Annotated in this window: 22 protein-coding genes; 9 read left to right on the top strand and 13 right to left on the bottom strand. The window is 58.5% G+C overall.

Translation table 11 applies throughout. The features are described from left to right. Positions 1 to 2: 2 nt before the first annotated feature. The gene (locus ACWKWM_RS00110) at positions 3 to 1,418 is read right to left on the bottom strand and encodes an acetyl-CoA carboxylase biotin carboxylase subunit (protein WP_074885974.1); all 1,416 of its coding nucleotides are present in this window, start codon (positions 1,416 to 1,418) and stop codon (positions 3 to 5) included. Positions 1,419 to 1,602: 184 nt separating this feature from the next. Between ACWKWM_RS00110 and ACWKWM_RS00105 the strand changes: the two genes are divergently transcribed. Continuing rightward, the gene (locus ACWKWM_RS00105) at positions 1,603 to 2,553 is read left to right on the top strand and encodes a LysR family transcriptional regulator (protein WP_483844182.1); all 951 of its coding nucleotides are present in this window, start codon (positions 1,603 to 1,605) and stop codon (positions 2,551 to 2,553) included. Here ACWKWM_RS00105 and ACWKWM_RS00100 read toward each other — a convergent pair. Beyond that, positions 2,507 to 2,737, bottom strand: coding sequence for a PA3496 family putative envelope integrity protein (locus tag ACWKWM_RS00100; RefSeq protein ID WP_483844181.1), 231 nt, complete (start codon positions 2,735 to 2,737; stop codon positions 2,507 to 2,509). The genes ACWKWM_RS00105 and ACWKWM_RS00100 overlap by 47 nt on opposite strands. 207 nt (positions 2,738 to 2,944) lie before the next feature. Between ACWKWM_RS00100 and ACWKWM_RS00095 the strand changes: the two genes are divergently transcribed. Continuing rightward, complete coding sequence (locus tag ACWKWM_RS00095) at positions 2,945 to 3,265, top strand: hypothetical protein (RefSeq protein WP_483844180.1); 321 nt, start codon at positions 2,945 to 2,947, stop codon at positions 3,263 to 3,265. Positions 3,266 to 3,374: 109 nt separating this feature from the next. On the opposite strand, the gene hexR is transcribed toward ACWKWM_RS00095, so the two are convergent. Further along, positions 3,375 to 4,241 (bottom strand): transcriptional regulator HexR, encoded by an 867-nt coding sequence (gene hexR / locus ACWKWM_RS00090; RefSeq protein WP_483844179.1) that lies wholly within the window; start codon positions 4,239 to 4,241, stop codon positions 3,375 to 3,377. Between the two features lie 196 nt (positions 4,242 to 4,437). Between hexR and uvrD the strand changes: the two genes are divergently transcribed. From uvrD to ACWKWM_RS00075, 3 genes are all read left to right on the top strand, one after another. Continuing rightward, on the top strand, positions 4,438 to 6,621 hold the full coding sequence (gene uvrD / locus ACWKWM_RS00085; protein ID WP_483844178.1) for a DNA helicase II: 2,184 nt from the start codon (positions 4,438 to 4,440) through the stop codon (positions 6,619 to 6,621). A 298-nt stretch (positions 6,622 to 6,919) separates the two neighbouring features. Further along, the gene (locus tag ACWKWM_RS00080) at positions 6,920 to 7,771 is read left to right on the top strand and encodes a Tim44 domain-containing protein (RefSeq protein ID WP_483844177.1); all 852 of its coding nucleotides are present in this window, start codon (positions 6,920 to 6,922) and stop codon (positions 7,769 to 7,771) included. Between the two features lie 132 nt (positions 7,772 to 7,903). Further along, complete coding sequence (locus ACWKWM_RS00075) at positions 7,904 to 8,311, top strand: SMI1/KNR4 family protein (RefSeq protein ID WP_349800999.1); 408 nt, start codon at positions 7,904 to 7,906, stop codon at positions 8,309 to 8,311. A 33-nt stretch (positions 8,312 to 8,344) separates the two neighbouring features. On the opposite strand, the gene ACWKWM_RS00070 is transcribed toward ACWKWM_RS00075, so the two are convergent. Then, positions 8,345 to 10,108 carry a cation:proton antiporter gene (locus ACWKWM_RS00070; RefSeq protein ID WP_483844176.1) on the bottom strand — a complete coding sequence of 588 codons (1,764 nt, stop codon included), beginning with the start codon at positions 10,106 to 10,108 and terminating at the stop codon, positions 8,345 to 8,347. Positions 10,109 to 10,410: 302 nt separating this feature from the next. On the opposite strand from ACWKWM_RS00070, the gene ACWKWM_RS00065 reads away from it, so the two are divergent. Both ACWKWM_RS00065 and ACWKWM_RS00060 read left to right on the top strand, forming a co-directional pair. Then, positions 10,411 to 10,896: an acyl-CoA thioesterase gene (locus ACWKWM_RS00065; protein WP_483844175.1), complete on the top strand. Its 486-nt coding sequence runs from the start codon at positions 10,411 to 10,413 to the stop codon at positions 10,894 to 10,896. A 216-nt stretch (positions 10,897 to 11,112) separates the two neighbouring features. Next, complete coding sequence (locus ACWKWM_RS00060; protein WP_483844174.1) at positions 11,113 to 11,505, top strand: DUF3301 domain-containing protein; 393 nt, start codon at positions 11,113 to 11,115, stop codon at positions 11,503 to 11,505. Positions 11,506 to 11,509: 4 nt separating this feature from the next. Here the strand turns inward: ACWKWM_RS00060 and ACWKWM_RS00055 are convergent, their stop codons facing one another. Further along, positions 11,510 to 12,481 (bottom strand): CobW family GTP-binding protein, encoded by a 972-nt coding sequence (locus ACWKWM_RS00055; RefSeq protein WP_483844173.1) that lies wholly within the window; start codon positions 12,479 to 12,481, stop codon positions 11,510 to 11,512. Positions 12,482 to 12,534: 53 nt separating this feature from the next. Between ACWKWM_RS00055 and ACWKWM_RS00050 the strand changes: the two genes are divergently transcribed. Continuing rightward, positions 12,535 to 12,903, top strand: coding sequence for an NADH:ubiquinone oxidoreductase (locus ACWKWM_RS00050; protein ID WP_483844172.1), 369 nt, complete (start codon positions 12,535 to 12,537; stop codon positions 12,901 to 12,903). Between the two features lie 19 nt (positions 12,904 to 12,922). Here ACWKWM_RS00050 and zigA read toward each other — a convergent pair whose 3' ends face one another. The 3 genes from zigA to ACWKWM_RS00035 form a co-directional block, all read right to left on the bottom strand. Further along, complete coding sequence (gene zigA, locus ACWKWM_RS00045; protein ID WP_483844171.1) at positions 12,923 to 14,125, bottom strand: zinc metallochaperone GTPase ZigA; 1,203 nt, start codon at positions 14,123 to 14,125, stop codon at positions 12,923 to 12,925. A 177-nt stretch (positions 14,126 to 14,302) separates the two neighbouring features. Then, positions 14,303 to 15,535 (bottom strand): N-acetylmuramoyl-L-alanine amidase, encoded by a 1,233-nt coding sequence (locus tag ACWKWM_RS00040; protein WP_483844170.1) that lies wholly within the window; start codon positions 15,533 to 15,535, stop codon positions 14,303 to 14,305. A gap of 257 nt (positions 15,536 to 15,792) precedes the next feature. Then, positions 15,793 to 16,314 (bottom strand): DUF3617 domain-containing protein, encoded by a 522-nt coding sequence (locus tag ACWKWM_RS00035; protein WP_483835229.1) that lies wholly within the window; start codon positions 16,312 to 16,314, stop codon positions 15,793 to 15,795. A gap of 172 nt (positions 16,315 to 16,486) precedes the next feature. On the opposite strand from ACWKWM_RS00035, the gene cls reads away from it, so the two are divergent. Then, entirely contained in the window at positions 16,487 to 17,926 is a 1,440-nt protein-coding gene (gene cls / locus ACWKWM_RS00030) for a cardiolipin synthase (RefSeq protein ID WP_483844169.1), read from the top strand. Between the two features lie 156 nt (positions 17,927 to 18,082). On the opposite strand, the gene cfaB is transcribed toward cls, so the two are convergent. From cfaB to hflK (ACWKWM_RS00005), 5 genes are all read right to left on the bottom strand, one after another. Next, the gene (cfaB, locus tag ACWKWM_RS00025; RefSeq protein ID WP_483844168.1) at positions 18,083 to 19,267 is read right to left on the bottom strand and encodes a C17 cyclopropane fatty acid synthase CfaB; all 1,185 of its coding nucleotides are present in this window, start codon (positions 19,265 to 19,267) and stop codon (positions 18,083 to 18,085) included. A 274-nt stretch (positions 19,268 to 19,541) separates the two neighbouring features. Next, a complete protein-coding gene (locus tag ACWKWM_RS00020) occupies positions 19,542 to 21,479 on the bottom strand; it encodes a cation-translocating P-type ATPase (protein ID WP_483844167.1) in 1,938 nt (645 codons plus the stop codon). Then, complete coding sequence (gene hflK, locus ACWKWM_RS00015; RefSeq protein WP_483844166.1) at positions 21,476 to 22,561, bottom strand: protease modulator HflK; 1,086 nt, start codon at positions 22,559 to 22,561, stop codon at positions 21,476 to 21,478. Before hflK (ACWKWM_RS00015) ends, ACWKWM_RS00020 begins: the two co-directional genes overlap by 4 nt. Continuing rightward, complete coding sequence (hflC, locus tag ACWKWM_RS00010; protein ID WP_483844165.1) at positions 22,558 to 23,589, bottom strand: protease modulator HflC; 1,032 nt, start codon at positions 23,587 to 23,589, stop codon at positions 22,558 to 22,560. Before hflC ends, hflK (ACWKWM_RS00015) begins: the two co-directional genes overlap by 4 nt. Before the next feature lie 11 nt (positions 23,590 to 23,600). Continuing rightward, positions 23,601 to 25,553, bottom strand: coding sequence for a protease modulator HflK (hflK, locus tag ACWKWM_RS00005; protein WP_483844164.1), 1,953 nt, complete (start codon positions 25,551 to 25,553; stop codon positions 23,601 to 23,603). Positions 25,554 to 25,921: the final 368 nt, after the last annotated feature.

Genomic DNA, 25,921 nt, shown 5'->3' with positions numbered 1-25,921 from the left:
CCTCACAGGCCTGCATGCGCGGCAATGGCGGCGGCGATGGCCAGGGCCAGCTCTTCGGGTTTGCGCTTGATCGAGTAGTTGGTCAGCTCGGGATGGCTTTCAACGAAGCTGGTATTGAACTGACCGCTGCGGAATTCCGGGTTGCGCAGGATTTCCTGGTAGTAGGCGGCGGTGGTCTTCACGCCCTGCAAACGCATGTCGTCCAGCGCGCGCAGGCCTCGGTCCATGGCCTCTTCCCAGGTCAGCGCCCAGACAATCAGCTTCAGGCACATGGAGTCGTAATACGGCGGGATGGTGTAGCCGGTGTAAATCGCGGTGTCGGTGCGCACGCCAGGCCCGCCCGGGGCGTAATACCGGGTGATCTTGCCGAAGCTGGGCAGAAAGTTGTTTTTAGGGTCTTCGGCGTTGATGCGGAACTGCAACGCGAAACCGCGATGAATGATGTCTTCCTGCTTCACCGAAAGCGGCAGCCCCGACGCAATACGGATCTGCTCGCGAACGATGTCGATGCCGGTGATTTCTTCGGTGATGGTGTGTTCCACCTGCACCCGGGTGTTCATTTCCATGAAGTACACCTCGCCCTCGGCGAGCAGAAACTCCACGGTCCCGGCGTTTTCGTAGCCCACCGCTTTGGCGGCACGCACCGACAGATCGCCGATGTAGGCGCGCTGTTCCGGGGTCAGTTGCGGGCTGGGCGCGATCTCGATGAGCTTCTGGTTACGACGTTGAATCGAGCAATCGCGCTCGAACAGATGCACGACGTTGCCGAAGCTGTCCCCGAGGATCTGCGCTTCAATGTGCTTGGGATTGACGATGCATTTTTCGAGGAAGACCTCGGCTTTGCCAAACGCCTTGGTCGCTTCGGAGATGACCCGAGGAAACGCCTGTTCCAGTTCTTCACGGCTGTTGCAGCGTCGAATGCCGCGACCACCGCCACCGGACGTGGCTTTGAGCATCACTGGATAACCAATACGGTCGCCTTCGACCAGCGCTTCGGCAATATCAGCGACATTGCCTTCTGTTCCAGGCGTTACGGGAACGCCGGCCTTGATCATGCTGCGGCGGGCTTCGGTCTTGTCACCCATGCGACGAATGACTTCAGCCGAAGGGCCAATGAATTTGATCCCGCGTTCGGCGCAAATATCAGCCAACTCAGCGTTTTCAGACAGAAAGCCATAGCCTGGATGCAATGCATCGCAGCCGGTCTCAACCGCCAGATTAACCAGCTTGCGTGGGTTGAGATAGCCCTCGAGCGGTTCGGAGCCAATGCCGTATGCCTCGTCCGCGCGCTTCACATGCAGCGCATGACGGTCGGCGTCGGAATAGATCGCCACCGAGCGAATGCCCATTTCGGCGCAAGCGCGCACGATACGAACAGCAATCTCACCTCGGTTTGCGATCAGGATTTTTTTTATCACTGGCATTTCCTCGACCGTTAAACAGACGAACCGGCAGGCCGGTTAACGCGTGACTGCATGTTTCATCGCAGCCCGCATCGCCACCCTATGCCGGATCATGAATTAACAAAAATGAGTAAATATTGGGTTATGCATAAGTAAAACCTTATAGTCGTATGCATAACGCTTCCAGGAGATGAAAAATATGCGTAAATCATTGATGCGCATGACATTGCGACAGCTGCGGATTTTCAACGAGGTGTGCGACTTACGTTCCTACAGCCGCGCAGCTGAAGAAATGTCACTCACTCAACCAGCCATCAGTCTGCAAATGCGCCAGTTGGAAGAGCTCGTCGGGCAGCCCCTTTTTGAATACGTCGGCAAAAAGCTTTACATGACTGAGGCCGCTGAGGCGCTGCAGCTGGCGAGCCGAGACATTTTCGGGCGATTGGAAAGCCTGGATATGCAGCTGTCAGACATGCAGGGTTCATTGCAGGGACAGTTGAAGCTAGCCATCGAGTCCAGCGCCAAGTATTTCGTGCCTCACCTGTTTGCGGCGTTCAAGCGGCAATACCCCGAAGTCATGCTGAACCTGACGGTCGTGAATCGTGCACAAGTGATCCGGCGGCTTTCGGATAACAGAGATGATCTGGTGGTGATGTCGATGGTGCCGCAAGACATGGGGCTAGAATTTTTGCCGTTCCTTAATAACCCGATCGTGGCGGTCGCGAGGCCCGATCATCCGCTGTGTCAGCTGGTAAAACCGGCGCTCAAAGACTTGGAGCCCTACACCTTGGTGATCCGGGAGCCAGGGTCGGGGACGCGCAAGGCGTGCGAGGAGTATTACAAAGAGAAGCGCATCCACTTCGAGCACACGCTGGAAGTGTCTTCAGCTGAAGCGCAGCGCGAATGTGTGGTGGCGGGATTGGGCGTTGCGTTGTTGACGCGTCATGCGCTGAGCCTGGAACTTGCCACCGGCGCATTGGTGGAACTGCCGGTGGCCGAGTTGCCGCTGTATCGAAGCTGGTGCGTGGTGCAGGGAAGGGACAAGCGACTGTCGCCCGTGGCTCATGCGTTTCTCGCGTTCATCCGCACCGAACGTGCGCAGATCAGTGAGATAGTTGCGCGGTTCGACGGCCGTCGTCTGACGCCGTAGTTGTCTGCCAGAGATGGCCGGACGCGGCATCGAGGTAATCAGAAAGCTCCTGATTCAATCGGCGTTCCTCGGAGTAGGTTTCGATTGCACGCCTGAACGCCATGCGACGCTGGTCTTCGTGCTGGCGACGGGTTTTGACGCTGGAGTTGTTGTGTTGCTGCGAGTCATCGTAGTGCCGAGGCATATCCTGTCTCCCATTGCGTGTGCGGGAGTACAGAGTGCTCGGATGGCGTGACGATCAAACGGCAAAAGCGTGACAAGTTGGTGAATTGAGATGCCCGCGATAACGGTGTTAGCAAAACGAAACATATCCACGGTGTTCAATTTTGAGTCTTCGCATATAGTCACTGGGCAGGAAGCAAAACAACTATATTAATCAAGGAGCTACAAAATGAATGTTATTGACACCAAAAACTGGACTGCTCGCATCAACAAAATGCCATCGTTGCAAGGTCCGACTTTCACAGTTTCCGGAACAGTTATTGTGGGCAACAGCGCAACCGAAGCCTGCCTGGCAATGGCGCCTGTTCAGGACCGTTCGATGGGTATTAGGCTGGAACTGACTCTGAAAGAAGGGGCCGCAGGCCTTACTGTACTGACTGAGAAGCCGGTTACGCTGGCGCTTCAGGGCCACGTCGACACCACTCACGTTGTTATTTCACATGATGGCAAAGAGCTCGTCACAATTAGCGATGTAGAAGTTGTAGACTGATACATCGGCTAATCACCGATAAAAAAACGCCAGCCAGATTGTTATCTGGCTGGCGTTTTTATTTACGGCTCCACCACTGACATTTAAAACCGTCGTGGAAGTTTAAGGCTCAGTCCTCGTGAGACTTGATCGACTTGGGGGACAACCTGAGGCTGCGAAGACTGCGCTTGACGCTTTTAAGGTGGTTGACGAGGCTCGGGCCGCGCGCCATGGCAACGCCCATTGCCAATACATCAATGACCACCAAGTGCGCGATACGCGAAGTCAGCGGCGTGTAAATTTCGGTGTCTTCGTGCACATCGATCGCCAGATTGACCGTCGACAGCTCGGCAAGCGGTGTCTGGCTTGGGCACAACGTTATGAGATTGGCGCCGCTCTCACGGACCAGATTGGCCGTGATCAGCAAATCCTTGGAGCGTCCGGACTGTGAAATACACACCGCGACGTCTGTGGGTTTGAGCGTGACCGCCGACATGGCCTGCATGTGCGGATCGGAATAGGACGCCGCAGTCAGCAGCAACCGGAAAAACTTGTGTTGCGCGTCTGCCGCGACTGCGCCCGATGCGCCGAACCCGTAGAACTCAACCCGGTGCGCCGCTGCCATGACGGTTACCGCGGCTTGCAAGGCGTGAGGGTCGAGTTTTTCCCGAACTTCTATCAGCGTGTGCAGCGTAGTGTCGAAAATTTTCAGGCTGTAATCAGCGACAGAGTCGTCTTCGTGGATCGCGAACTGACCAAAACTTGCGCCTGCGGCCAGGCTCTGCGCCAGTTTGAGCTTCAAATCCTGAAAACCCGTGCAACCGATCGCGCGACAAAACCGCACGATAGTTGGCTCGCTAATCCCTACGCTGTGGGCAAGGTCGGCCATGGAGCTGTGCATCACGGCGGCAGGGTCGAGCAGCACATGGTCGGCAACCTTGAGCTCCGACTTGCGTAAGAGATGGCGAGACTGGGCGATGTGCTGCAACAGATTCAAGGGGCAGGACTCATTAAGAAGAGCGGGACGGGATGTAGCTTTTTTGTAGTTATACTACATGACCTGCAAAGCGCCCAGCGAAACGGCCAGTTGAGCTTGCAGGATTGATCATAGCGCAGTGCAGGAACGCGCTCGCCCGCGACACCATCCAGCGTTAGAGTTTGCCCGCCAACACCCCACACCCTAGAATGCGCCGATGCGCGATGATCTCTCCCTTCTGCTTAATTCCCTCAACGATGCCCAACGTCAGGCCGTAGCTGCCTCCGTGGGTCGTCAGTTGGTTCTCGCTGGCGCTGGCTCCGGCAAAACCCGTGTACTTGTGCATCGTATCGCCTGGTTGATCCAGGTCGAAAATGCCTCACCGCACTCCATCCTGTCGGTGACGTTCACCAACAAGGCAGCAGCCGAGATGCGCCATCGCATCGAGCAGCTGATGGGGATCAGCCCGGCCGGCATGTGGGTCGGCACCTTCCACGGCCTGGCTCACCGCCTGCTTCGGGCGCATTGGCAGGAAGCGGGGCTGAGCCAGAGCTTTCAGATTCTCGACAGCGACGACCAGCAGCGTGTGGTCAAGCGCGTTATCCGCGAGCTGGGTCTGGACGAGAAAGCCTGGCCGGCGCGTCAGGCGCAATGGTTCATCAACGGTCAGAAAGACGAAGGCCTGCGGCCCAAGCACATCCAGGCCAGCGGTGATCTGTTCCTGACCACCATGAAGTCGATTTACGAAGCCTATGAGGCAGCATGCCTGCGCGCTGGCGTCATCGACTTCTCCGAACTGCTGCTGCGCGCGCTGGACCTGTGGCGGGACAATCCAGGCCTGCTCGCCCATTACCAGCGGCGCTTCAGGCATGTCTTGGTGGACGAATTCCAGGACACCAACGCCGTGCAATACGCATGGCTGCGTCTACTGGCCCAAGGCGGCGACAGCTTGATGGTCGTCGGCGATGACGATCAGTCGATTTACGGCTGGCGCGGCGCGAAGATCGAGAACATTCATCAGTATTCCGATGACTTCCCAGACACCGAAACCATTCGCCTCGAGCAGAACTACCGCTCTACCGCGAGCATCCTCAAAGCCGCCAACGGCCTGATCGTCAACAACAGCGGCCGTTTGGGCAAAGAGCTGTGGACAGATGTCGGCGATGGCGAGCTGATCAGCCTCTACGCCGCCTTCAACGAACACGACGAAGCGCGCTACGTGGTCGAAACCATCGAAAGCGCGATCAAGACCGGCCTTGCACGCAGCGACATTGCCATCTTGTATCGTTCCAACGCCCAGTCGCGAGTGCTTGAAGAGGCCTTGCTGCGCGAGCGTATTCCCTATCGCATTTACGGCGGTCAGCGATTCTTCGAGCGTGCGGAAATCAAAAACGCCATGGCCTACATGCGCGTCCTGGAAGGTCGCGGCAATGACTCCGCGCTGGAACGCGTCATCAACGTGCCGCCACGCGGCATCGGCGAGAAGACCATTGAAGCGATTCGTGCCCACGCCCGTCATGCTGACGTGTCGATGTGGGAAGCCATGCGCCTGCTCATCGCTAACAAAGGCCTGACAGGTCGGGCTGCTGGCGCGCTGAATGGCTTCGTCGAGCTAATCGAGAGTCTGGCTGCCAAGGTCATGGAAATGCCGCTGCACCTGATGACGCAAACCGTTATCGAGCAGTCGGGACTGATCACGTATCACCAGGAAGAGAAGGGCGAGAAGGGCCAGGCCCGGGTAGAAAACCTTGAGGAACTGGTGAGCGCAGCGCGCGCTTTCGAAGTCAGCGATGAAGAGGCAGATCTGACGCCGTTGGCGGCATTCCTGGGTCATGCATCGCTGGAAGCAGGCGACGCCCAAGCGGATGAGCATGAAGACAGCATTCAACTGATGACTCTGCACAGCGCCAAGGGTCTGGAATTCCCGTACGTGTTTCTGGTTGGCATGGAAGAAGGCCTGTTCCCTCACAAAATGAGTCTGGAAGAGCCGGGCCGTCTTGAGGAGGAACGCCGTCTGGCTTATGTCGGCATCACCCGTGCGATGCAGCACTTGGTCCTGACTTACGCTGAGACGCGTCGTTTATATGGCAGCGAGACGTATAACAAGGTGTCGCGCTTCGTACGTGAAGTGCCGGCCAATCTGATTCAGGAAGTGCGTCTCTCCAACAGCGTCACGCGCCCTTTCGGTGGCTCGAAGACTATGGCGCCAAGCCGACTGTTCGATGGCGAAGGGATTCCGGAAAGCCAGTTCTCTCTGGGTCAGCGCGTTGGTCACTCAATATTCGGCGAAGGTGTGATCCTCAATTTCGAAGGCTCCGGCGCACAGGCACGGGTGCAGGTGAATTTCGAAGAGGGCAGCAAGTGGCTGATGCTCGGGTATGCGAAGCTGGAGCCGCTTTAAGACCGGAATTCTCTACTGTTCTGTAGGAGCGAACTTGTTGGCGAGACGATTTATGCGCTGAATCAGGCAAGACGTCTCGCGAACAAGTTCGCTCCTACAGAGTCAAGCGCGTCTCGTGGGTTGTATTCCCACCCTGCCACCCCCATCTTTCCTACAGAACTTTCTCCGCCTGCTTACAGCCCAAGTAGGACAGGCATTCTGAAAGATCACGCAAAAGCCGGAAACACTTGGCTGCTAGCCAGATGCCTGAGTGCTGTGCAACATGGCGCGCGTGCAATCCACAAACGGGAATCCCCATATGCAACGTTTTCTAAGCATCGCTTTGGCGCTGGTCATCGGGCTCACCATGAGCATCGAAGCCAACGCCGCGCGTTTCGGTGGTGGCAAGAGCATGGGCTCCGCGCCAAGCCACCAGGCGCGTCAAACTGCCCCTTCCACTCCTTCTGCTGCACCTAATGCTGCCGGCGCTCCAGCCGCTGCCGCAGGCGGCGCTTCTCGCTGGCTCGGCCCATTGGCCGGTATCGCAGCAGGCGGCCTGCTAGCCTCGATGTTCATGGGCGGCGGCTTCCAGGGCATGCAGTTCTTTGACATCCTCATCATGGCTGTCATCGCTTTCCTGATCTTCCGATTCATCGCCGCACGTCGCCGTAAACAGCAGCCGCAGGTTGCTCCTGCTGGCGCACCGTATCAGCGCGAAGTCTTTGAACAGAAACCTGTTCAGAACAACTCGATGTTCGGTGGTTCGGCCGCAGCCTCCGCCCGTCCGGTGATTCAGGCACCTGCCTGGTTCAACGAAGAACGCTTCCTCGAAGCCGCTCGCTCGCACTTCCAGTCGCTGCAACAGCACTGGGACGCGAACGAAATGGACAAGATCGCCGAGTTCGTGACCCCGCAAATGCTGCAGTTCCTGAAAAAAGAACGCGCTGACCTGGGTGATGGCTTCCAGTCCACGTACATCGACAACCTGACCGTGCAGTTGGACGGCGTTGATGACCGTGCTGAAAAGACCATCGCGACCCTGACCTTCTCCGGTACCTCGAAGACCTCGCGCTTCGACCAGGGCGAAGTGTTCAGTGAAAGCTGGAACATGGAACGCGCACCTGGCGACAACCAGCCTTGGCTGGTCGCCGGTATCCGCCAGAACGGCTGAACCGCGTCACCTTAGCTGCAAACGAAACCCCGGACTTGTCCGGGGTTTTTGTTTTTTATACGCGCAACATTTAATCTGCCAACGCCTTTCAGCTACTGTATAAACCGCGCAAACCGTTAGAGGATCCACGTCGTGGAAGAAGTCATCGAGCAACTCCGTGAAGCAAACGAGCCGGTCCCTGTCCCTCTGGAACTGCCAGATGAGGATCAACTGGTCGAGATCGAAGAACAGCTGTTCATCAACATTCCTTTCGTGTTCAAGGAATTCTTGCTGACTGTCAGCGATGTCGTTTACGGCAGTCTCGAACCTGTGACCGTCACCGACCCCGGCTCCCACACGTATATGCCGGAAGTTGCCGCCAGCGCTTGGGATATCGGCGTACCGCGTGAGCTGATTCCGATCTGTCAGGACGGCGAAGACTACTACTGCGTTGAGGAAGACGGCACGGTGGTGCTTTGGTCCGGCGAAGAAGAACTCGTCACCGAAGAAAGCTGGGAATCTGTCTGGCACTGGGCGCGTGACGTCTGGCTGGAAAGCTGAGACCGCCGCAATCCATCACGGCAGCCTGAAGACTTAGTGCTCCGAAGGCTCCTGATGATTGCCCAGCGTTTCCAGCAGGGCAATTTGCATGCGCGTGTGTACGCGGATGAACCAGCGCCACAGTACGGCCGCCACGACTGCAGCGACCAACACGATCAGTATCAGCAGCTCACTGGTCGGCAGGATGCTCGCTGACAGCGCGGCCAATAGCAGGAAAATCACCAACAGCGACAGCAGCGGAATTACTTCGGCGATCACTCGGCGTACGCGTTCGGTATGGCGCCCGGCCATTTCCGGCTTGACGCCCATCTCCGCCAGCAGCATCGACAGCGCTTTGAGCTTGCGATAGGCCGCGATCAAGAACGGCAAGGACAGTAACAACGCCGCGCCACAGATCCAGGCCTTTTGCTGCCCTGCCTCACTGATCCAATCAGTCAGATACTCGCCGATGCGCTCGGCGAAATAGGCGCCACAGAAGAAGATCGCCACCACCAATGCCAGGTTGATTCCGACCTGCAGCAGAATCTTTCTGATCATCGCGGCCAGCAGTGCGCCCTGCCCTTGCGGCTGAATGCTGCGCAGCCATTCCCCATACATCCCGAACACGCGCGCGACTCTCATCGGCATGATACTGCCCAGCTTGTGGGACAGAGGATCGGCCGAACGGATCAGATACGGCGTGAGCAACGTCGTGATGGCCGACACAGCCACGGCGACTGGATAAAGGAAGTCGCTGGTCACCTGCAACGTCATCCCGAGCGCCGCGATGATGAAAGAAAATTCGCCAATCTGCGAAAGACCCATCCCGACGCGCAGCGATGTCTTGCCATCGTTGCCTGCGATAAAGGCGCCAATCCCGCAGGACAGTATCTTGCCCAGCACCACCGCGACCGTGATGACCGCAATTGGCCAGGCGTAATCGAGCAGGATCGCCGGGTCGATCATCAAGCCAATGGCAACAAAGAAGATGGCGCTGAACATGTCGCGAATAGGCTCGATCAACCGCTCGATTTTCACCAGTTGTCTGGATTCGGCCATGATTGCGCCAATGAGAAACGCGCCCAGCACCATGCTGTATTCAAGCTTGACCACCAACAGACAGAAACCGAAGCACAGGCCCAACACCGTGATCAGCAGCATCTCGTTGCTTTCAAACGTAGCGACGTAGGCCAGCAGGCGCGGCACCAGCAATATCCCGATCACCAGCGCGACGATCATGAACAGCGAAAGCTTGCCAACGGTGGAGAACACTTCGCCAGAGCTGACCGTGCCGCTGACGGCGATGCCGGAAAGCAGTGCGATGATGCCGATACCCAATATGTCCTCGACGATGAGCACACCAAAGATCAGCTGGGCAAATCGCTGATTCTTCATCTTCAGGTCATTGAGGGCTTTTACGATGATGGTGGTGGAGGAAATCGCCAGGATCGCGCCGAGGAACAACGAGTCCATGGTTTTCCAGCCGAAAAATTGACCGATTTCGTAGCCAATCCAGATCATCAATGTGATTTCCAGAAAGGCGGCAATGAACGCCGTCGCGCCGACTTTGAACAGTTTGCGCAGGCTAAACTCCAGCCCCAGACAAAACATCAGGAAAATCACGCCCAGTTCAGCCAGGGTTTTGATGGTCTCCTCATCGTGAATCAGGCCTACCGGCGGCGTGTGCGGGCCGATGATGAAGCCCGCCACGATGTACCCCAATACGACGGGTTGCTTCAGGCGATGGAACAAAACGGTAACTACACCCGCCACCAGCATGATGACCGCCAGATCCTGAATAAAGCTGATGGCATGCATGGGCGCGGCTCCTTGGGTGGTCGGAAACGATGTCCTACCAGACGACACTCGTTGAGCGAACGGTCGCTAAATTGGCGAGGCATTGTCTGATTGAGGCGTAGGAAATACCCGATCCACGGGTTTTCGCAGGTTAACACCGCGCATTCCTCGATAAAGCCGGTGCAATATATGGAAACAGATAGACGCAGGCGTGACGGCAAACCGTCCGTCAGCGTCCCGATACAGTTGGTTTTTCTGCCCGTTCTGAATCGAGCACCCCTTTGAGGTGCACTTATTTGATCCGACTTGACCGTGAGCACGCTATGGAACCCGGAAACGCCCAGCTATCGATGACTGTATTGATGACCCCGGACATGGCCAACTTCTCTGGCAACGTCCACGGTGGCACCCTTCTTAAATACCTCGACGAAGTCGCCTACGCATGCGCGAGCCGTTACGCCGGTCGCTATGTCGTCACGCTTTCGGTGGACCAAGTGATTTTCCGTGAGCCGATTCATGTCGGTGAGCTGGTGACCTTCCTGGCATCGGTCAACTACACCGGCAATACCTCGATGGAAATTGGCATCAAAGTCGTGACCGAGAACATCCGCGAGCGATCGGTGCGTCACACCAACAGCTGCTTCTTCACGATGGTTGCAGTGGACGACCAGCGCAAACCTGCTGGCGTTCCTCCCCTGACCCCCATAACAGCCGACGATAAACGCCGTTTCGTTCAAGCGCAGCAGCGCCGGCAGATTCGTCAGGAACTGGAAAAGCGTTATCAGGAAATCAAGGCCGATCCGGTCTAATGACGACTTCTGAATCGTCCAACTTTTTGGGGTCGGTTATTGTGTAGGAGCGAACTTGTTCGCGAGGCGATTCAAGTGGCACTGCATTAGGCGATCGCCAACACGTTGGCTCCTACAGAGCACCGCATCAAAACAATAAGAATTAAACGTAGGTGCTATGGCTCACAGTCACCTGACGCAGTTAAGCTGGAAGCCTTCTGTTGGAGTTTTCCTTTCATGCTGACCTTGGGCAACATATTCGTCCTGATGCTTCTGCTGACCGGCGTTGCGTGGTTGTGGCATTCCCACGGTCTGCGCGAGCGGGCGCTGGAGCGTGTGAAACAGCACTGCGCCAAGCTCGACATCGAATTGCTGGATGGGAACGTGGCGTTGCGCCGCATCACCTTCAAGCGTGACAACGAGGGCCGCAAGCGACTGGCCCGCGTGTACAACTTCGAGTTCACGGTAACGGGTGAGCAGCGTCACCCAGGGACTATCACCATGTTCGGTGCCCATACCGCGCAGATCGAACTGGCGCCGTACCCGTTCGAGATCAAGTCCCCGCCCAAAACCGCTGAAATCATCGAAATGAATCAGTGGCGCCAAGAGCACAATAAGTGGAAGCAGTGACCTGCTAGTGATCGTTCAGCAAGCAGGCCATTAGCCCTGCTTGCAGCATCACCTGATCCTGCTGCCCTGCGAAGATGAGTTCCAGACGCGAATCGCCACGCCATTCGCTAGCGGCCCATTCAATCGTTGCACCCTCCAGCGCATTGCCTGATACCCAGCCCCTGTCGCTGTGGATGACCAGTTTGGCGCGGCGCCAGTTCAGTTCACTCAGCCAATCAACAACCTTCGCTGTATCAAGGCGCTGCCCGGGATGCCATCGCCAACCAATGCTCCAGCCGTCCGGCTGGCCCTGGCTCAAACAAATCGGCACTCGTGGGTCGCTCCAGACTGCTGGCATCTGCGCCAATGTCTTGGGAGGTACGAAGTTATCCACAGCCGTGCTGGCCTGCACTTCGATACCGGGTAGCCGGTTGAGGGGCAGCTCACCGTGCTCGGTCCAATAATTGGGCCTATCAAGCAGCAGATCGACCACAGCTTTGCGCAACGGCGCCGTTAACTGCGCAGACTTATTGATCACCAACAAACCGGCGTCGGGCAGTGCATCCAGCTGACTCGGCGGCAGCGGGCGCCCGGCTGCAAGCGCCACGGCGTCGAGCACGATCACACTCGGCTGGAGCGCCAAGACTCCCGACCATGGTGCGTCTCTCAGTCGCGCCATCAATTGCACGGGATGTCCCAACCCCGATGGCTCGATGAACAACCGGTCCGGGCGAGCTTTGCGCAGCAGACGCCCCAATCCAATCTGAAACGGCGCGCCGTTTACACAACACAAGCACCCTCCAGCGACTTCGCCAAGTGCGATACCATCCGCAGCCGTGGTCAGCAGCGCTGCGTCCAGGCCGATCTGACCAAACTCATTGATCAGAATCGCCCAGCGTTCGTTAGGCGGCTTCTGTGTCAGCAGATGCTTGATCAAACTGGTCTTGCCGGCACCCAGCGGGCCGGCAATCACATGAGTGGGAATGTTCTGCAGCATGGCGGCCATTCTTGAAAGTCGCGCTCATCACTGAGCGCAGACGGAGGTAATCGATGCGAGCAATCTGGCTGCCCACGCGGCTGGCGTTAATGCTATTGGCGCTGATGACGAGCGAGGTTCGCGCCGAGGCGTGTCTGGTGCACAGCCAGTCAGACCGGGTCGACGTGAAGGTCTGCCAGGAGAACTTGACCATCCCGCCTAAACTGTTCCACGACGGCTTCTGCCAGCCGCAACTGAAGGATCAGACCGTCGATGTCACCTTTTCCGAACAATGCCCGGCCGGCTCCTTTGGCCAGTGCAGTAACGCGCTGGTGGCCAATATGCCTTATCGCCAGAACATTCACTATTACGGCGTGGCCAGCGACGCAGCGTTTCTCAAGCCGTTTTGTGAACAGCAGAGCAAGGGCGTCTGGAAACCCTGATGATTGCGCGGGCAGCCGATTACGCCGCTGCTTCGTGCCAGTCGCCGAAAGGATCAGGCAGCAGGCGCCAGCCTTCGCTGCCAAGGACCATCTCGGTATCGGTTAGCAGGCAATCATCCAGTTCTGCAGTCAGCCTTTCGAAGTCCATGTTCTGGCCGATAAACACCAACTCCTGACGGCAGTCACCGGTCTGCGATGTCCAGTTCTGCATGATCGCCCGAGCGTCCTCCTGATCCTGCGGCCATTGCGCCTTGGGCACGAAACGCCACCAGCGACCGGCGAAACCGTGGCGCATCAAACCGCCTGCCTGAGACCAACTGCCGGCATCTTGATGCTTGCTCGCCAGCCAGAAAAAGCCTTTGGAGCGCAGCAGCTTGCCGTTGTCCCAGTCTCGGTTCACGAAGTCGAAGAACCGCTGCGGGTGAAACGGCCTACGCGCCCTGTAGGCGGTGGACGCAATGCCGTATGCGTGTGTTTCCGAGGTGTGCTCGCCGCGCAGTTCTTTGAGCCAGCCGGGCGCTTGAGAGGCGCGCTCGAAATCAAAGCGTCCGGTGTCGAGGATTTTGGCAAGCGGGACCTGACCCATGACCATCGGGATAATCTCGGCCTGAGCATTGAGTCGCTGCAGGATGGCCATCAACTCCATGCGTTCGCTTGAGCTGATCAAATCAATTTTGCTGATGAGGATGACGTCGGCAAATTCGACTTGTTCGATCAGCAAGTCGGTGATCGAGCGTTCATCGTCTTCCCCCAGGGTTTCACCACGGCTGGCCAAACTTTCAGCCGCCTGATAGTCCTGCAGGAAGTTCATGCCGTCGACCACTGTGACCATGGTGTCCAGCCTTGCGACGTCGGCCAGGCTCTGCCCGTCTTCGTCGCGAAACGTGAAGGTCTCGGCCACAGGCAGCGGCTCGGAGATGCCAGTGGATTCGATCAGCAAGTAATCAAATCGGCCGTCCTTAGCCAGCTGGCCGACTTCTTCGAGCAGGTCTTCGCGCAGCGTGCAGCAAATGCAGCCGTTGCTCATTTCCACGAGTTTTTCTTCAGCGCGATTGAGACTGACGTCGCGTTGTATAGCGCCGCCGTCAATGTTGATTTCGCTCATGTCGTTAACAATGACGGCAACGCGCAGATTTTCCCGATTGCGCAGTATGTAATTGAGCAACGTGCTTTTGCCGGCCCCGAGAAATCCGGAGAGAACGGTGACAGGAAGGCGGTTCATGAAGGTCTCATCAGGTGGCAGGTTCAAGTTCTGCATACGTTATAGTATAACAACACTTACCATCCACCTCTTTCTGTCGGGTCTGTAGGAGCGAACTTGTTCGCGAAGCGTCCGATCTGATGCGGCACGGTTTATCGTCCCGCCAGCAATTTGGCTCCTACAGGTCATCCGGCATGTTCAGACCTGCGCCTGCCCACGCGCCTCTTCCTGCTGCCAGGCTACATACGAACCCACCGGCGGGTTGCGCTCGAAGTACTGCTTCATACCTTCAAACAACCCGTCCGCTACCGCCTGCTGATGGCGCGCAGTCACCAGACGCTGGCTGTCCCGGGCATTGGAGATAAACCCGGTTTCCACCAGGATGGACGGCACATCCGGGGACTTGAGCACGGCAAATCCGGCCTGCTCGACGCGCTTCTGGTGCAAATCAGTAATGCCCTGCAAGCTACCGAGAATGGTGTTGCCCAGTTGCAGGCTCGCGGTGATGGTGGCGCTCATCGACATGTCGAGGATCACGCCCGCAAGCATGGGGTCCTTATCCTTCAGATTGAGCAGGCTGGTGGCGCCGATCAGGTCCGCGCCGTTCTCCCGCTGGGCCATGTAACGCGCGGTGGCTGAGGTGGCGCCGCCTTCGGACAAGGCAAATACCGAAGCGCCCGACGCTGTGAGACGCGGCGCAGCATCGGCGTGCACCGAGATAAACATGTCGGCGTTGTACTTGTGGGCGATGTCCACTCGCTTACGCAGCGGGACGAAGAAGTCATCGTTGCGCACCAGCCGCACATCAAAGCCCTTCTCACGTTTCAAGCGCTTGGCCAAAAGCTGTGCGATCGAGAGCACGACATCTTTCTCGCGTTCACCCTTGGAGCCGATGGCGCCAGGGTCTTTGCCGCCATGACCCGCATCAACCACCACCATGATGTCGCGCTTGGGGCCACGTCGGCCAGAGGCCAGCTCTGCCACAGGTTTTACTAGCGGCGCGGCAGCCCGTTGCAACGGCGCAGGGTGGACGTCTGCGCCCAAGTCCAGCACCAGGCGATTGCCTTGCGAGCCTTCCGGGCCGAGCACAAAGCTGTTGAGCTCAACTGCAGAAGCCAGGTCAAGCACGATGCGGGTGTCGCCTTGCCCGAAGTGGCCGGATCGAATCGATTTGATCGGGGTGTTCTCAAGCACCAACTGGTTGAAATTACCCTCAAGCCGCGCTCCGCTGAAGTCGACGATGATGCGCTCCGGGGCACTCAGCGTGAATGTTCTGTATTGCACCGGGCCACTCAAATCGAACACCAATCGCAGCTTGTTATCCGAGCGCCAGAGCCTTGCGTTGCGGATCTGTGTGGCGCTTGCAGTGAAGGGCAGCGCGAAAGCGGCACTGGCCAATAACATATTGAGCAGCATTTGACGTCGATGCATGGCATGTACCGAAAAAGCGAGCGCTAGGCGCGTGGACGGGGGCAGTGATAGTTACTGTATAACATGCCGATCCAGCGCCAAACATGAAGCTTTCGGCGGGTTTGGTTAAAAATTCGACGCACGTGAAGCGCGACTTGGCGGGCAAAAAATCGAGATGAAACAACAGGATGTTCCACGTGGAACACGAATCGCGGCTCAACGTTCCACCACACAGCAAAACGCCCCAATGAATGGGGCGTGAGAGTTACAGCAATTAATCAGGTACGGGGTTTGACGGTCCCGCACTGCTGGCCAAGCCAGACAGCCTTGGTGTCCATGCTTCCGTTCTGTTGCTGCCCCGTAGCGTTGAACGAGCCGACAACGTGGGTGTTGAACTGTCGATCACTGAGGAATTGAGCGGTGCCGGTGCCTTGAGCACGAGGGCAGCTGAATTTGAATTTCCAGTTAGGACCGTTGCGATCGGTGACTTGCTGCGTACATCCAGACTTGGGGTCCTGCAACGGAATCTGTTCGCTTTTCACCTGCTCTGGCGTCAGACAAATACGCACGCCCTTTCCACCCACCGTAACCCCTTGTTTCTCCAGCATTTGCTCCATGGCTGCGCGTTGTTGCGGGGCCATCATCTGCAACTGATTGAGCATGACCTGCATATCAGGAAGCTGTTGGCCGTCCACCAGCATGTTGCTTGAGGTCAGCTCCCACAGTCCAGGTTGCAGCACCTGTGCCTGGGCGAAAGGCGCCGCCAAACAGACCATTAACGCTACGAAGCGCTTTTTCATTTATCTCTTTCCTTTTGTGCCCAAAGCATTTTGAAACGGGCCGACGACAGCGGCCCGTAGATGACGCTTAGACGACGAATACCAACACCAGTTGCACCGCGAATAAAATAGCGACAATCCCCGCCCACTGTGGTCTGTTTAGACATCAAAAAGGCTTGGAGCAAGCTCTCGCATGGATTACCACAGCCCATATTTTTTTGGCTACGTTATCGGCTTCACTCACCTGCTCGGCATCATAGCCGCGATCCACGCCTTGATGACGGTTCGCACCGCTCAAGGTTCTATCGCCTGGGCGATGCCGCTGATTTTTATCCCCTACATCACGCTGATTCCTTACCTGGTGTTCGGCCGCAGTTCATTCGACGCCTACATCAAGGCGCGGCGTCAGGCCAACCGCGAGATGCGTGACGCCATCGGCAGTCTGAACTGGCGGCCCTGGATTGAAGAGGCTGTCGCTGCACGGCAATCCCCTGCCTACGTGTCGTTGCGAGCGATGCCGAAACTGGGGCGGATGCCATGCCTTGCGAACAACGAAGTCAAACTGCTGATCAACGGCGATGCGACCTTTGGCGCCATCTTCGATGCCATCAGCAAAGCCAAGCAGGCCGTGCTCGTGCAGTTTTTCATCATCCACGACGACGATCTCGGCCGACGCCTGCAAACGTTGCTGCTGGAGAAGGCCGCCACGGGAGTTGCGATTCATGTGTTGTATGACCGAATCGGCAGCCACGCCCTCCCCGCTGCCTACATCGAGAAACTGCGTGCCGGCGGCGTACAAATCAAAGCCTTCGCGACACGCAGTGGCTGGCTGAATCGGTTTCAGATCAACTTCAGGAATCACCGAAAAATTGTCGTGGTGGATGGAGAGATTGGCTTCGTTGGCGGGCACAACGTGGGCGACGAATACCTGGGGCTCAAGCCTCCTCTGGCGCCATGGCGCGATACGCACGTAGCCGTTGTCGGGCCAGTGGTGGCGTGCCTGCAAGAGTCGTTCGCAGAGGACTGGTTCTGGGCGACACGGGAACTACCGCCGCTGATATTGCCGGAGTCGTATCCGGAAGATGGCGTGCTGTGTCAACTGCTCGCGAGCGGTCCAGCCGATCCGCAGGAAACCTGCTCGCTGTTCTTCGTTGAAGCGATCCATGCGGCGACCGAGCGAGTCTGGATCACCACGCCTTACTTCATCCCCGATGAAGCCGTATCAGCCGCTCTTTATCTGGCCGTCCTGCGCGGGGTGGACGTGCGGATTCTGCTGCCGTCGCGACCTGACCACTACGTGGTGTATGCGGCATCCAGCCTGTTTGCATTTGAAGCAGTCCGCGCCGGGGTGAGGATCTTTCGCTACAAGCCGGGTTTCCTGCACCAGAAGGTGGTGCTGGTGGACAACGAAATCAGCGCCATCGGCAGCGCCAACATGGACAACCGCTCGTTCCGGCTTAACTTCGAATTGATGCTACTGACGGTGGACGAAGACTTCGCGCGGCAGGTTGAGGAAATGCTGAACGCAGACTTTGCCGTGGCCCATGAGCTGTCGATTGAAGAGAGCCGCGAGACTCACCATTTTCAGCAGTTGGGGATGCGAGTGGCGCGGTTGATCTCGCCGATTTTGTAAGTATCCCGCAGCTGGCGAGGTATATGTGGGAGCGGACCCGTCCGCGAAGAGGTCGGCGAATCCGATAAAGATTTGTAGCCTGGCAGAAAGTCTTCGCGGTGGGTCCGCTCCCACGGGGTGAGCGTTCAACCCTTGGGAGCGGCAGCGCTGCATCCTTCAGCGGTAGATGTCTTCCCGCGTCAGCGGCAGATCATGGCCTCCATCCGCCAACGGCTTAACCGCCAACACCTGGTGCAGATTGATCCAGCCTTGGGAGAACGCGTAAGCACACCCGGCCAGATATAAGCGCCAAATCCGCAATGCCTGTTCAGGCACTATCGCTGCCGCGACCTCCAATTTTTCCTCCAGCCGTGCGCTCCAGTGATCCAGCGTCTTGGCGTAATGCAGCCGCAGGCTTTCCACGTCCACCACCTCAAGACCGGCCTCGCTGATGTGCGCAGTGATCATCGACAAATGCGGCAACTCGCCGTTGGGGAATACGTAACGGTCAATAAAATCCCCTGCGCCTCGGCCCACTGGACGACCGTCCGTGTGTTTGGCGGTGATGCCGTGGTTCATCACCAGACCGCCCTCCTTCACCGCGCCAAACAGGCACTTGGCGTACAGATCCAGATTGGCATGGCCGACGTGCTCAAACATACCGACGCTGACAACTTTGTCGAAACGACCGTCCTGCGGCAGGTCACGATAATCCAGCAGCTGTAGCTCTATTTGATCTTCCAGCCCCTCAGCCTTCACCCGCTCCTGAGCCAGCGCCAACTGCTCGCGACTCAAGGTAATGCCGAAGACTTTCACGCCGTATTCACGTGCCGCGAATCGAGCCAACCCGCCCCAACCGCAACCGACGTCCAGCAAGTACTCGCCTGGCTGGAGCCGCAACTTGCGACACAAGTGATGGAATTTATCTTGCTGGGCCTGCTCAAGCGTCTCGTTGCCAGTCTTGAAATAGGCGCAGGAGTAGACCATATCCTTGTCGAGCCAGAGCTGATAAAACGCGTTGGACAGGTCGTAATGGTAGGAGATGGACGCAGCGTCGGTCTCTTTGTCGTGCCCGGTGCGCACGACGAGTTCCTCTTCTTCCTCGTCGCCCAAGGCCTTGCTCAATTGATCGCAGACTCGCACAACTTCGCTGATCGAGCCCACGAGCTCCAGACGTCCTTCGACAAACGCGCTGCCTAGCAAGCCCAGGCTTGGGTGGGTCAATCCGGAAACCAAGAGGGGATCTTTGACGACAATAGTGACCTTGGGCGTGGGCCCAAGATCCAGCTCATGGCCGTCCCAAAGTTTTAGCCGAAGCGGTAGGTGAAGATTCTGTAACGCCGGTGGTAATTTCGCGAGCATTGAGAAAACCCCCTGATCCAGAAACATAGAAAAGGGTAGTCCAAAACCGGTTCCGTATCGGAGCCGTCAGGCGATCGGCTTTAAGAGCAAACTGCATGAATCAACGTCCGGGTACTGCCCTGTGCCCCAAGGATTCGAGCCAATTTGATGCCTGCGATGGAGCACCCTCTTCATGACTTTGGATAATTTGTAACAGAGTTCTTCAAAGCTCAAGCGAATTTTTATACTTAGGCGCAGCCTCTAGTCCGGCACTTTCAGGCAAATCGCCGGAAAATCAAGGCTTAAGGGAATTATTAAATTTTGCAATTGGCTCATGAAACCGCAGCAAACGGCCTGCATTTCCCAGGACCAGCAAAGTGCTGAGATTGTGCAGCACGGCCGCGATCATCGCGCCGGCAGCGCCCAACACGCCAAATGCAGCGAGTGCAACAATCGCCAGCGTCCAGCCCAAGCCGATGATCACGTTCACCTTTAACGTTTGTCGGCACTGACGGCTCAGGCGCACGCAGGTGCCCAGTCGACGCAGATCACTGCCGATCAGCACGATATCCGCTGACGCCAAGGCAATGTCCGCGCCGCCTGCGCCCATCGCAACTCCTACCACGCCAGCCTTCAACGCCAGCGAGTCGTTGATGCCATCGCCTACCACCATGGGCCGGAAACCATTTTTGATTTCACCCATGACTCGGTTGAGTTTGTCTTCGGGCAGGGCCTGCGCTTCGATATCGCTGATGCCGACCTCATGGCCGACGCTGTCGGCCACGCTTTGCCGGTCACCGGTGAGCAACAACTGGCGACCCATGCCCAGTTCACGCAACTCGGCCAGCGCCTGGCGCGCTTCCGGCTTGAGACTGTCGGCCAGCAGCAGCCAGGCGAGAAACACCCCGTCCACCGCGAGCCCTGCAATCGGTCCATCGTGAATGGGAACCGGTGAAGTCACGATCCCTAATTGTTCGAACAACTCCGGTCGACCCAGTGCCGCTTCGCCGTGGGACGTCTGCGCGACGACGCCCAGACCCTGCCGCTCGCGGATGTCCTGGAGTGGCAACAGTTGGTCTTTTTCCACCAGCAGCGCCAATGCACGACTGACCGGATGACTGCTCGCCGCGCCAAGGCTGGCGGCCAAAGACAGCACGCTTTTCGATTCGCCGTTCACGGCCTGCATCGATTGCAGCCGCAAGCTGCCGAAGGTCAGCGTGCCGGTTTTATCCACAACCAGCGATGTCAGATCGGCCAGCTCCTCGAGAAACGCCGAGCTGCGGATCAGAATCCCATGCCGCGCAGCGACCGCAATCCCGGCAATGGCCGTCGCAGGCGCCGACAGCACCAACGCACAAGGACAGGCCGCCACCAACACCGCCAGCATGGCCTGGGCGTTATTGGTGATGAACCACGTCACTGCCGCGATCAGCAACACCAGCACCATGTAGCTGCCGGCATAACGCTCGAGCAACCGAGTGATCGGCGGCTTTGAACGTTCAGCGTTTTGCATCAGCGCGATGACTTTGCCCAGCGTCGACTCATTGCCAATGCGCGTGACTTTGATCCTTAGCAGGCCATCGAGATTGATCGCACCGCCGAACACCTCCATACCCGCCCTCGCTTCCAGCGGCACCGACTCACCCGTAATCGGCGCTGTGTCGAGGCTGGCTTGACCGGAGATGACCTTGCCATCAGCGGGCACGCGATCACCCGCGCGAACCTCAACCTGATCGCCCGCCTTCAACGTGCCGTTATCCACTTCGCGGATGGTGCCGTCAGCGCTGAGCAAGCGGGCGTGGCTGCGCGTGAGCTTGCCCAACGCCTGAATCGCCTCTTGGGAACCGATCACGCTGCGCTCTTCCAGCACATGGCCGAAGATCATGATGATCGGCAGCAGCGCAGCGGTCATCAGATCGCCAGTCGCCCAAGCGCCCAACATGGCCAGCGCGATCAATTGATCAGTGATGCCGTGCAGGCTCGGGTAACGCAGGCTGTGCCAACCGGCGCTGACCACCGGAATCGCCACCAGCAACGACGCGGCCCCCAACAGCAACTGGCTGACGCCCACCTGCTCAGGAGCAAAAAAGCGCCAGACCAGCCCCAACGCCAGCAAGCCGAGGGCGAGCATCGCCAGGGTCAGTTGCTGCGCCGCGCTGCGCTGTTCGGAGCGGGTGAGCATGCTCCCCGGCGTCGCGGGTTCGGCATGGGTGTGAACGGATTCGCCACTCATTTATCTGCTCCCTGAATAATCAGGCGTGAGTCGTCTTTAGGATTGACAGTGGTCACCGAGCCCGCCTGACCGAGTATTTTCGGCACACGCTCGCGGTAGATCCGCTGCAGCAAACCGGGGTCACTCTGGTCTTGTGTCGACTGCGCAAGGCCGGTGACTGTCGCTGTATCGGTTTGCGCCTTGGCCAGCCTTTCGGATGCCTGGGCATGGGCGACCTGCACCGTGCGGTCGGCCTGTTGATTGGCGGTCTGATTGAGTTTTTCTGCGTCGGTTCGCGCATTGGCTACCGCTTGATCGGCCTGCTGACTCGCCGTCAATACAGCGTTGAACGCGTTGACTGCGGCGGTAGGCAGACTCGATTGCACGTCCACCCGCGCCACCTCAATGCCGACGCCTGCACCGGTCGCCGTCAGCTCCTTCAGACGCTGATTGATACCCTGCACCAGATCGCCGCGAAGGCGCTCACGTCGCTCTGCAGACTGACTGTCCGCGCCCACCAGCTCGGGGCGCGCCACCAGAATAGTGTCCAGATCCCGGGCTGCCGTGAGGGCGACGGCGCTGCGAGTGACCAAACGATCCAGCGCCGGCAGCACATGCTCGCCTTGCAGCACGTAGGCGCGTGGGTCGGTGACTTTGTAGTACACCGTCACATCCAGCTGTACGACACCGGCATCTCCGGTCAGGAGAAAACCCGAACCCGCCAGCGCATCACTCATCGGTGTGGCGAAGCTTGCGACTTTGTCGGCAGCCAGCGCCGTCGGAGAACGCAACAACGTTTCGACGTGGCGCTCAATCACCCGATCCGCTGAGGGTAGCAACACCACTTGTTCAAACGGTTGCGGCCAAGCCATCAGCAACCCGGCGTTCTGCACCCGGTCCAGTGCGCCCATGTGAAACACCACGGCGCGGTTTTGCGGATCGATCTGCCGCACGTTCGAGAACGCCCAGCCCAACGCCGCTAGCACCGTGACCGCGTAAAGCCCGATAAAGGCCAAACGGCTGGCCTGCAACCACGGGCTGTTGCTGACCGGTCGCTCGCCCGCCAGTGAGCCGCCAGCGATTGGCGCATCTTGCTCGCTCATGGTTGCGTCCCAAGCTTGCCGTCCAGGGTCGGCGGGCCATCGACCAGCACGCGGAACGGCGCCGCATCAGTGCGCAGAATCAGCTTGGTGGTGGGGCCAACGACCGTCCCGAGAGTGTCCAGCGAGCGCAGCAAGTTGTAGAGCTGCGGCGAACCAGCGTAGGCACGGCCATAAATCTGCGCGGCCTCGACCCGCGACTGCGCTTCGATATCGGCCGCTTTGACGGTGGCATCGGCTTCGACGATGCGCGCATCACGCTCGGCAGCGGAGCGAATCTGCGCCGCTTCGCGCTTGCCGATGGCGGTGCGTTCGGTGGCGATGGTTTCACGCTCGGCGCGCATGCGATCCACTGTGGCGTTGAGCGTTACCGAAGGCAGTGTCAGACGCTCAACACCCACTTGCAGGACGCGTACGCCGTAGGTCGTGAGCAGTTGCTGATCGATCTGCTGACGCAGCTGGTTTTCAAAATCGGTGATCCGCACCTGGCTGGCATCGGTATTGACCAGGCTCGACAGATCGAAACTGGCGGCGGTGGTCTCCAGTGCTGAGCCGACGAAGGTTCGAATCTGCCGCGCGGCTTCGTCCGGCTGGTTTTGCACGGCGCGCATGAAACGCTTCACGTTGTCCGGATCGCCCTGCACCTGCCAGGCGACATACGCCTGGACGATGATGCGCAGGCCATCGCGAGTGCCGACATCCTGCAGGCCGCTGGAGGTGGTGCGCAGGCGCAAGTCGACCGGAATGGTCGCCTCGAACGGCGCCGGCCAACGCCAGCTCAAGCCCGGATCGAGCAACACCCGGGACGGATTACCGAACCGCGTCACCACCGTGGCCTCACCGGATCGTACCTGCACCAGACTCGCGGCAGCGACGGCGAAAGCGATCAACACCACCGCCAGCGCCGTACGCCGCCACGGAAAACCGACTGGCGCGGAAGCTTCGCCGTGATGATGGCCGTGGTGGTGCCCGCCGTGACCGTGGTCGTGACCTGAATGGTCATGGTGATCGTGTGAATGAAACAGACTCAAGGGACGACTCCTTATTCAGCCGCTTTGCTGGGCGCCGTTGGGTCGGCCGGCAGTGTGAATGTGCGCAGATCAATAGTCGGCGGTGTGGTGCCGCCCAAACGATGATCGATAACCAACAACTTGGCGTGCTGTAAGCCCTGGGTGAGTTGCGACAGGTATTGCTCCAGCAAAAACGCCTGACCGGCCTTGGCGTATGCCTGACGCTCGGCGCTGAAACGCAAATCTGCCGCTTGCGCGGTCGCCATCACTTCCCGCGAATCGGCCGCCGCCTGGTCGTGGGCCATGCTGGCGTGCAACTGCGCCACGTTGGACTGATCCGCAGCCGCGCCGCGCTCCCGGGATATCAACGCTTGAGCGCTGATCTGCGCCGCCTGCACTGCGTGATAGGCGTTGGCTGCGCCTGCGGGCGGGTGAATCGATTCCACCACGGTGGCTAGAATTTCCACGCCGCTGTCGAGTTTTTTCAGGTCGCGCTGCACCGCATTGCCAATGTCGGCCGCCAGATCGGTGCGCTGTTCACCGAGCAGCTCATCCAGCGTGCGCGAGGCGAAATCGTGAACCAGAATGCGGCTGGCAGTGCTGCGAATCAGGCTGACGACGTTAGCGCTGTTGTAGGTCGCGGCCATCGCTGCTTCATCGGTCAGGCCGATGCGATATACAAAGCGCACATCCATATTGACGATCTGAAAGCTCTGCTTGTCGCCGGTGCTGCTGGCGATCACTTGCGACTTGTCATTGACGTGGCTGGCGTCCCACAAGCGATTGGCGACGGCCGGCGGCGGCCCTTCGGCCGGGTCCAGCGCTTGTTCGGTGGCGCTGGCGTCCGACACGCTGGTGGCGAGTTCGTGAACCACGCCGTTTTCCACCGCCAGCATCCGGCCAAAGGGCCACGGCAGACCGGCGTGCAAACCTGGGCCGAGTACCTCAACCGGCTTGCCGAAGCGCTCGTAAATGCCGCGCCCCTGCATCGGGATTTCATGGACGCCACTCAGCACCCAACCCAAGGCGGCGATGACCGCCAGCACCGGCAGAAAGGCCCGGCGCATGTAGGTAAATGCCCAGACCTGCCGCAGATCAATGCCGAAACGGTTATGGAGTTCGTGTTGCAGCGCCATGAGTGGCTGCGGCGGCCAGCGCAGCAGACCGGCAATGAAACTGCTGGCCATCAGGCGCGGTTCGACGCGCTCGTTGCGTGGGCTGAACACCGACAAGATCGCGCGGATCAACAGCTCCAGCGCTACCAGACCCGTCAACAGGCCGATCAAAACGGCAAGACGTGCAGGCCATATCCGCTCGGAGGATGAGAAGAACAAGCACAATGCGCCAATCAACAGGCTGCCGATGGCTACCCGCGTCAGTTGCGCCAGTTGATCCGCCTCAGGCCAGTTGGTCGCAGGCTCGTTGCTCAACTGTCGCTCCAGCACCAGCAAGCCGAACGCCATCAGGAGCAACAGACCCCCGACGATGTTGCCCGCCTGAGTCAGGTCAGTGCCTGGCAACGACGTGTTCCAGATCAGCTTGATACTGATCAGCGACAGCAGGGCCCAACCGGCCAGCCAGAACGTCGGCAAGCCGATCAGCGCCACCATTGAAGATCCTCGCCCGCCGATGCGTGCCAGCAGGCGGTCGTACCATCCGCTTTCGTCTTCGGGCAGCGCGTCTGCAACGTCCACCTCGGCTGGCGCAGGCAGCGCAATGGCTTCTGCACGCCATAGCGCGACGACCTGCGCCGACTGCAATCCTGCCGCGAGCACTAGAAAGCTTGCCGCCGAGTTGGTCAGTACCGCGGTCCACAGGGAGTTGGGAGAGAACAGATCGACGAACAACGACACGATGAGCGCGAACACGCCCAGCCCACCAATCAGGTACGTCAGCCTTGCCAGACGTCGCGCCTGAATCGAGGCGCGCTGAAACCGTGGCAGTCCCTCCAGCGCAAAACCTTCACCATCTAAATCAACCCGCATCGACACCCCAAACTCTACTGAATGCTCTAGCCATCGGCCTTGTTCTACGCTGCGGCGCTGCTCGAGCAATATGCAGAAACACAGTTACATAAGGGGCGTTACGATATAACAAAAATGGTGAAATTTTCGTCGGGCTGGTGATATCACAACCATTGAATTGTTGAGTCAGACAGGCAGCCGACAGGTTTAGGCGATTGCCTGTATCGATACGTCGGAGCCGTGCCTGTAGGAGCCAACTTGTTGGCGAGCTCTTTGACGCGGTATGTCCGATACACCGCCTCGCGAACAAGTTGTTGTGGCTCAATATTTATGGACCATGATGTAGGAGTTTCAACTTAAGGAAGCATCATGGGATTTCGGGTTGTTAG

The sequence above is a fragment of the Pseudomonas rosaeacicularis genome, from assembly GCF_057128745.1.
Note: the sequence above shows the minus strand (reverse complement) of the source record. Positions and strands in the feature narration are given on the sequence as shown.

Coding starts and splice junctions, on each gene's coding strand:
- ACWKWM_RS00105 (WP_483844182.1), top strand. CDS start 1,603: ATGCGTAAATCATTGATGCGCATGACATTGCGACAGCTGCGGATTTTC.
- ACWKWM_RS00100 (WP_483844181.1), bottom strand. CDS start 2,737: ATGCCTCGGCACTACGATGACTCGCAGCAACACAACAACTCCAGCGTC.
- ACWKWM_RS00095 (WP_483844180.1), top strand. CDS start 2,945: ATGAATGTTATTGACACCAAAAACTGGACTGCTCGCATCAACAAAATG.
- uvrD (WP_483844178.1), top strand. CDS start 4,438: ATGCGCGATGATCTCTCCCTTCTGCTTAATTCCCTCAACGATGCCCAA.
- ACWKWM_RS00080 (WP_483844177.1), top strand. CDS start 6,920: ATGCAACGTTTTCTAAGCATCGCTTTGGCGCTGGTCATCGGGCTCACC.
- ACWKWM_RS00070 (WP_483844176.1), bottom strand. CDS start 10,108: ATGCATGCCATCAGCTTTATTCAGGATCTGGCGGTCATCATGCTGGTG.
- ACWKWM_RS00065 (WP_483844175.1), top strand. CDS start 10,411: ATGGAACCCGGAAACGCCCAGCTATCGATGACTGTATTGATGACCCCG.
- ACWKWM_RS00060 (WP_483844174.1), top strand. CDS start 11,113: ATGCTGACCTTGGGCAACATATTCGTCCTGATGCTTCTGCTGACCGGC.
- ACWKWM_RS00055 (WP_483844173.1), bottom strand. CDS start 12,481: ATGCTGCAGAACATTCCCACTCATGTGATTGCCGGCCCGCTGGGTGCC.
- ACWKWM_RS00050 (WP_483844172.1), top strand. CDS start 12,535: ATGCGAGCAATCTGGCTGCCCACGCGGCTGGCGTTAATGCTATTGGCG.
- zigA (WP_483844171.1), bottom strand. CDS start 14,125: ATGAACCGCCTTCCTGTCACCGTTCTCTCCGGATTTCTCGGGGCCGGC.
- ACWKWM_RS00040 (WP_483844170.1), bottom strand. CDS start 15,535: ATGCATCGACGTCAAATGCTGCTCAATATGTTATTGGCCAGTGCCGCT.
- ACWKWM_RS00035 (WP_483835229.1), bottom strand. CDS start 16,314: ATGAAAAAGCGCTTCGTAGCGTTAATGGTCTGTTTGGCGGCGCCTTTC.
- cls (WP_483844169.1), top strand. CDS start 16,487: ATGGATTACCACAGCCCATATTTTTTTGGCTACGTTATCGGCTTCACT.
- cfaB (WP_483844168.1), bottom strand. CDS start 19,267: ATGCTCGCGAAATTACCACCGGCGTTACAGAATCTTCACCTACCGCTT.
- ACWKWM_RS00020 (WP_483844167.1), bottom strand. CDS start 21,479: ATGAGTGGCGAATCCGTTCACACCCATGCCGAACCCGCGACGCCGGGG.
- hflK (WP_483844166.1), bottom strand. CDS start 22,561: ATGAGCGAGCAAGATGCGCCAATCGCTGGCGGCTCACTGGCGGGCGAG.
- hflK (WP_483844164.1), bottom strand. CDS start 25,553: ATGCGGGTTGATTTAGATGGTGAAGGTTTTGCGCTGGAGGGACTGCCA.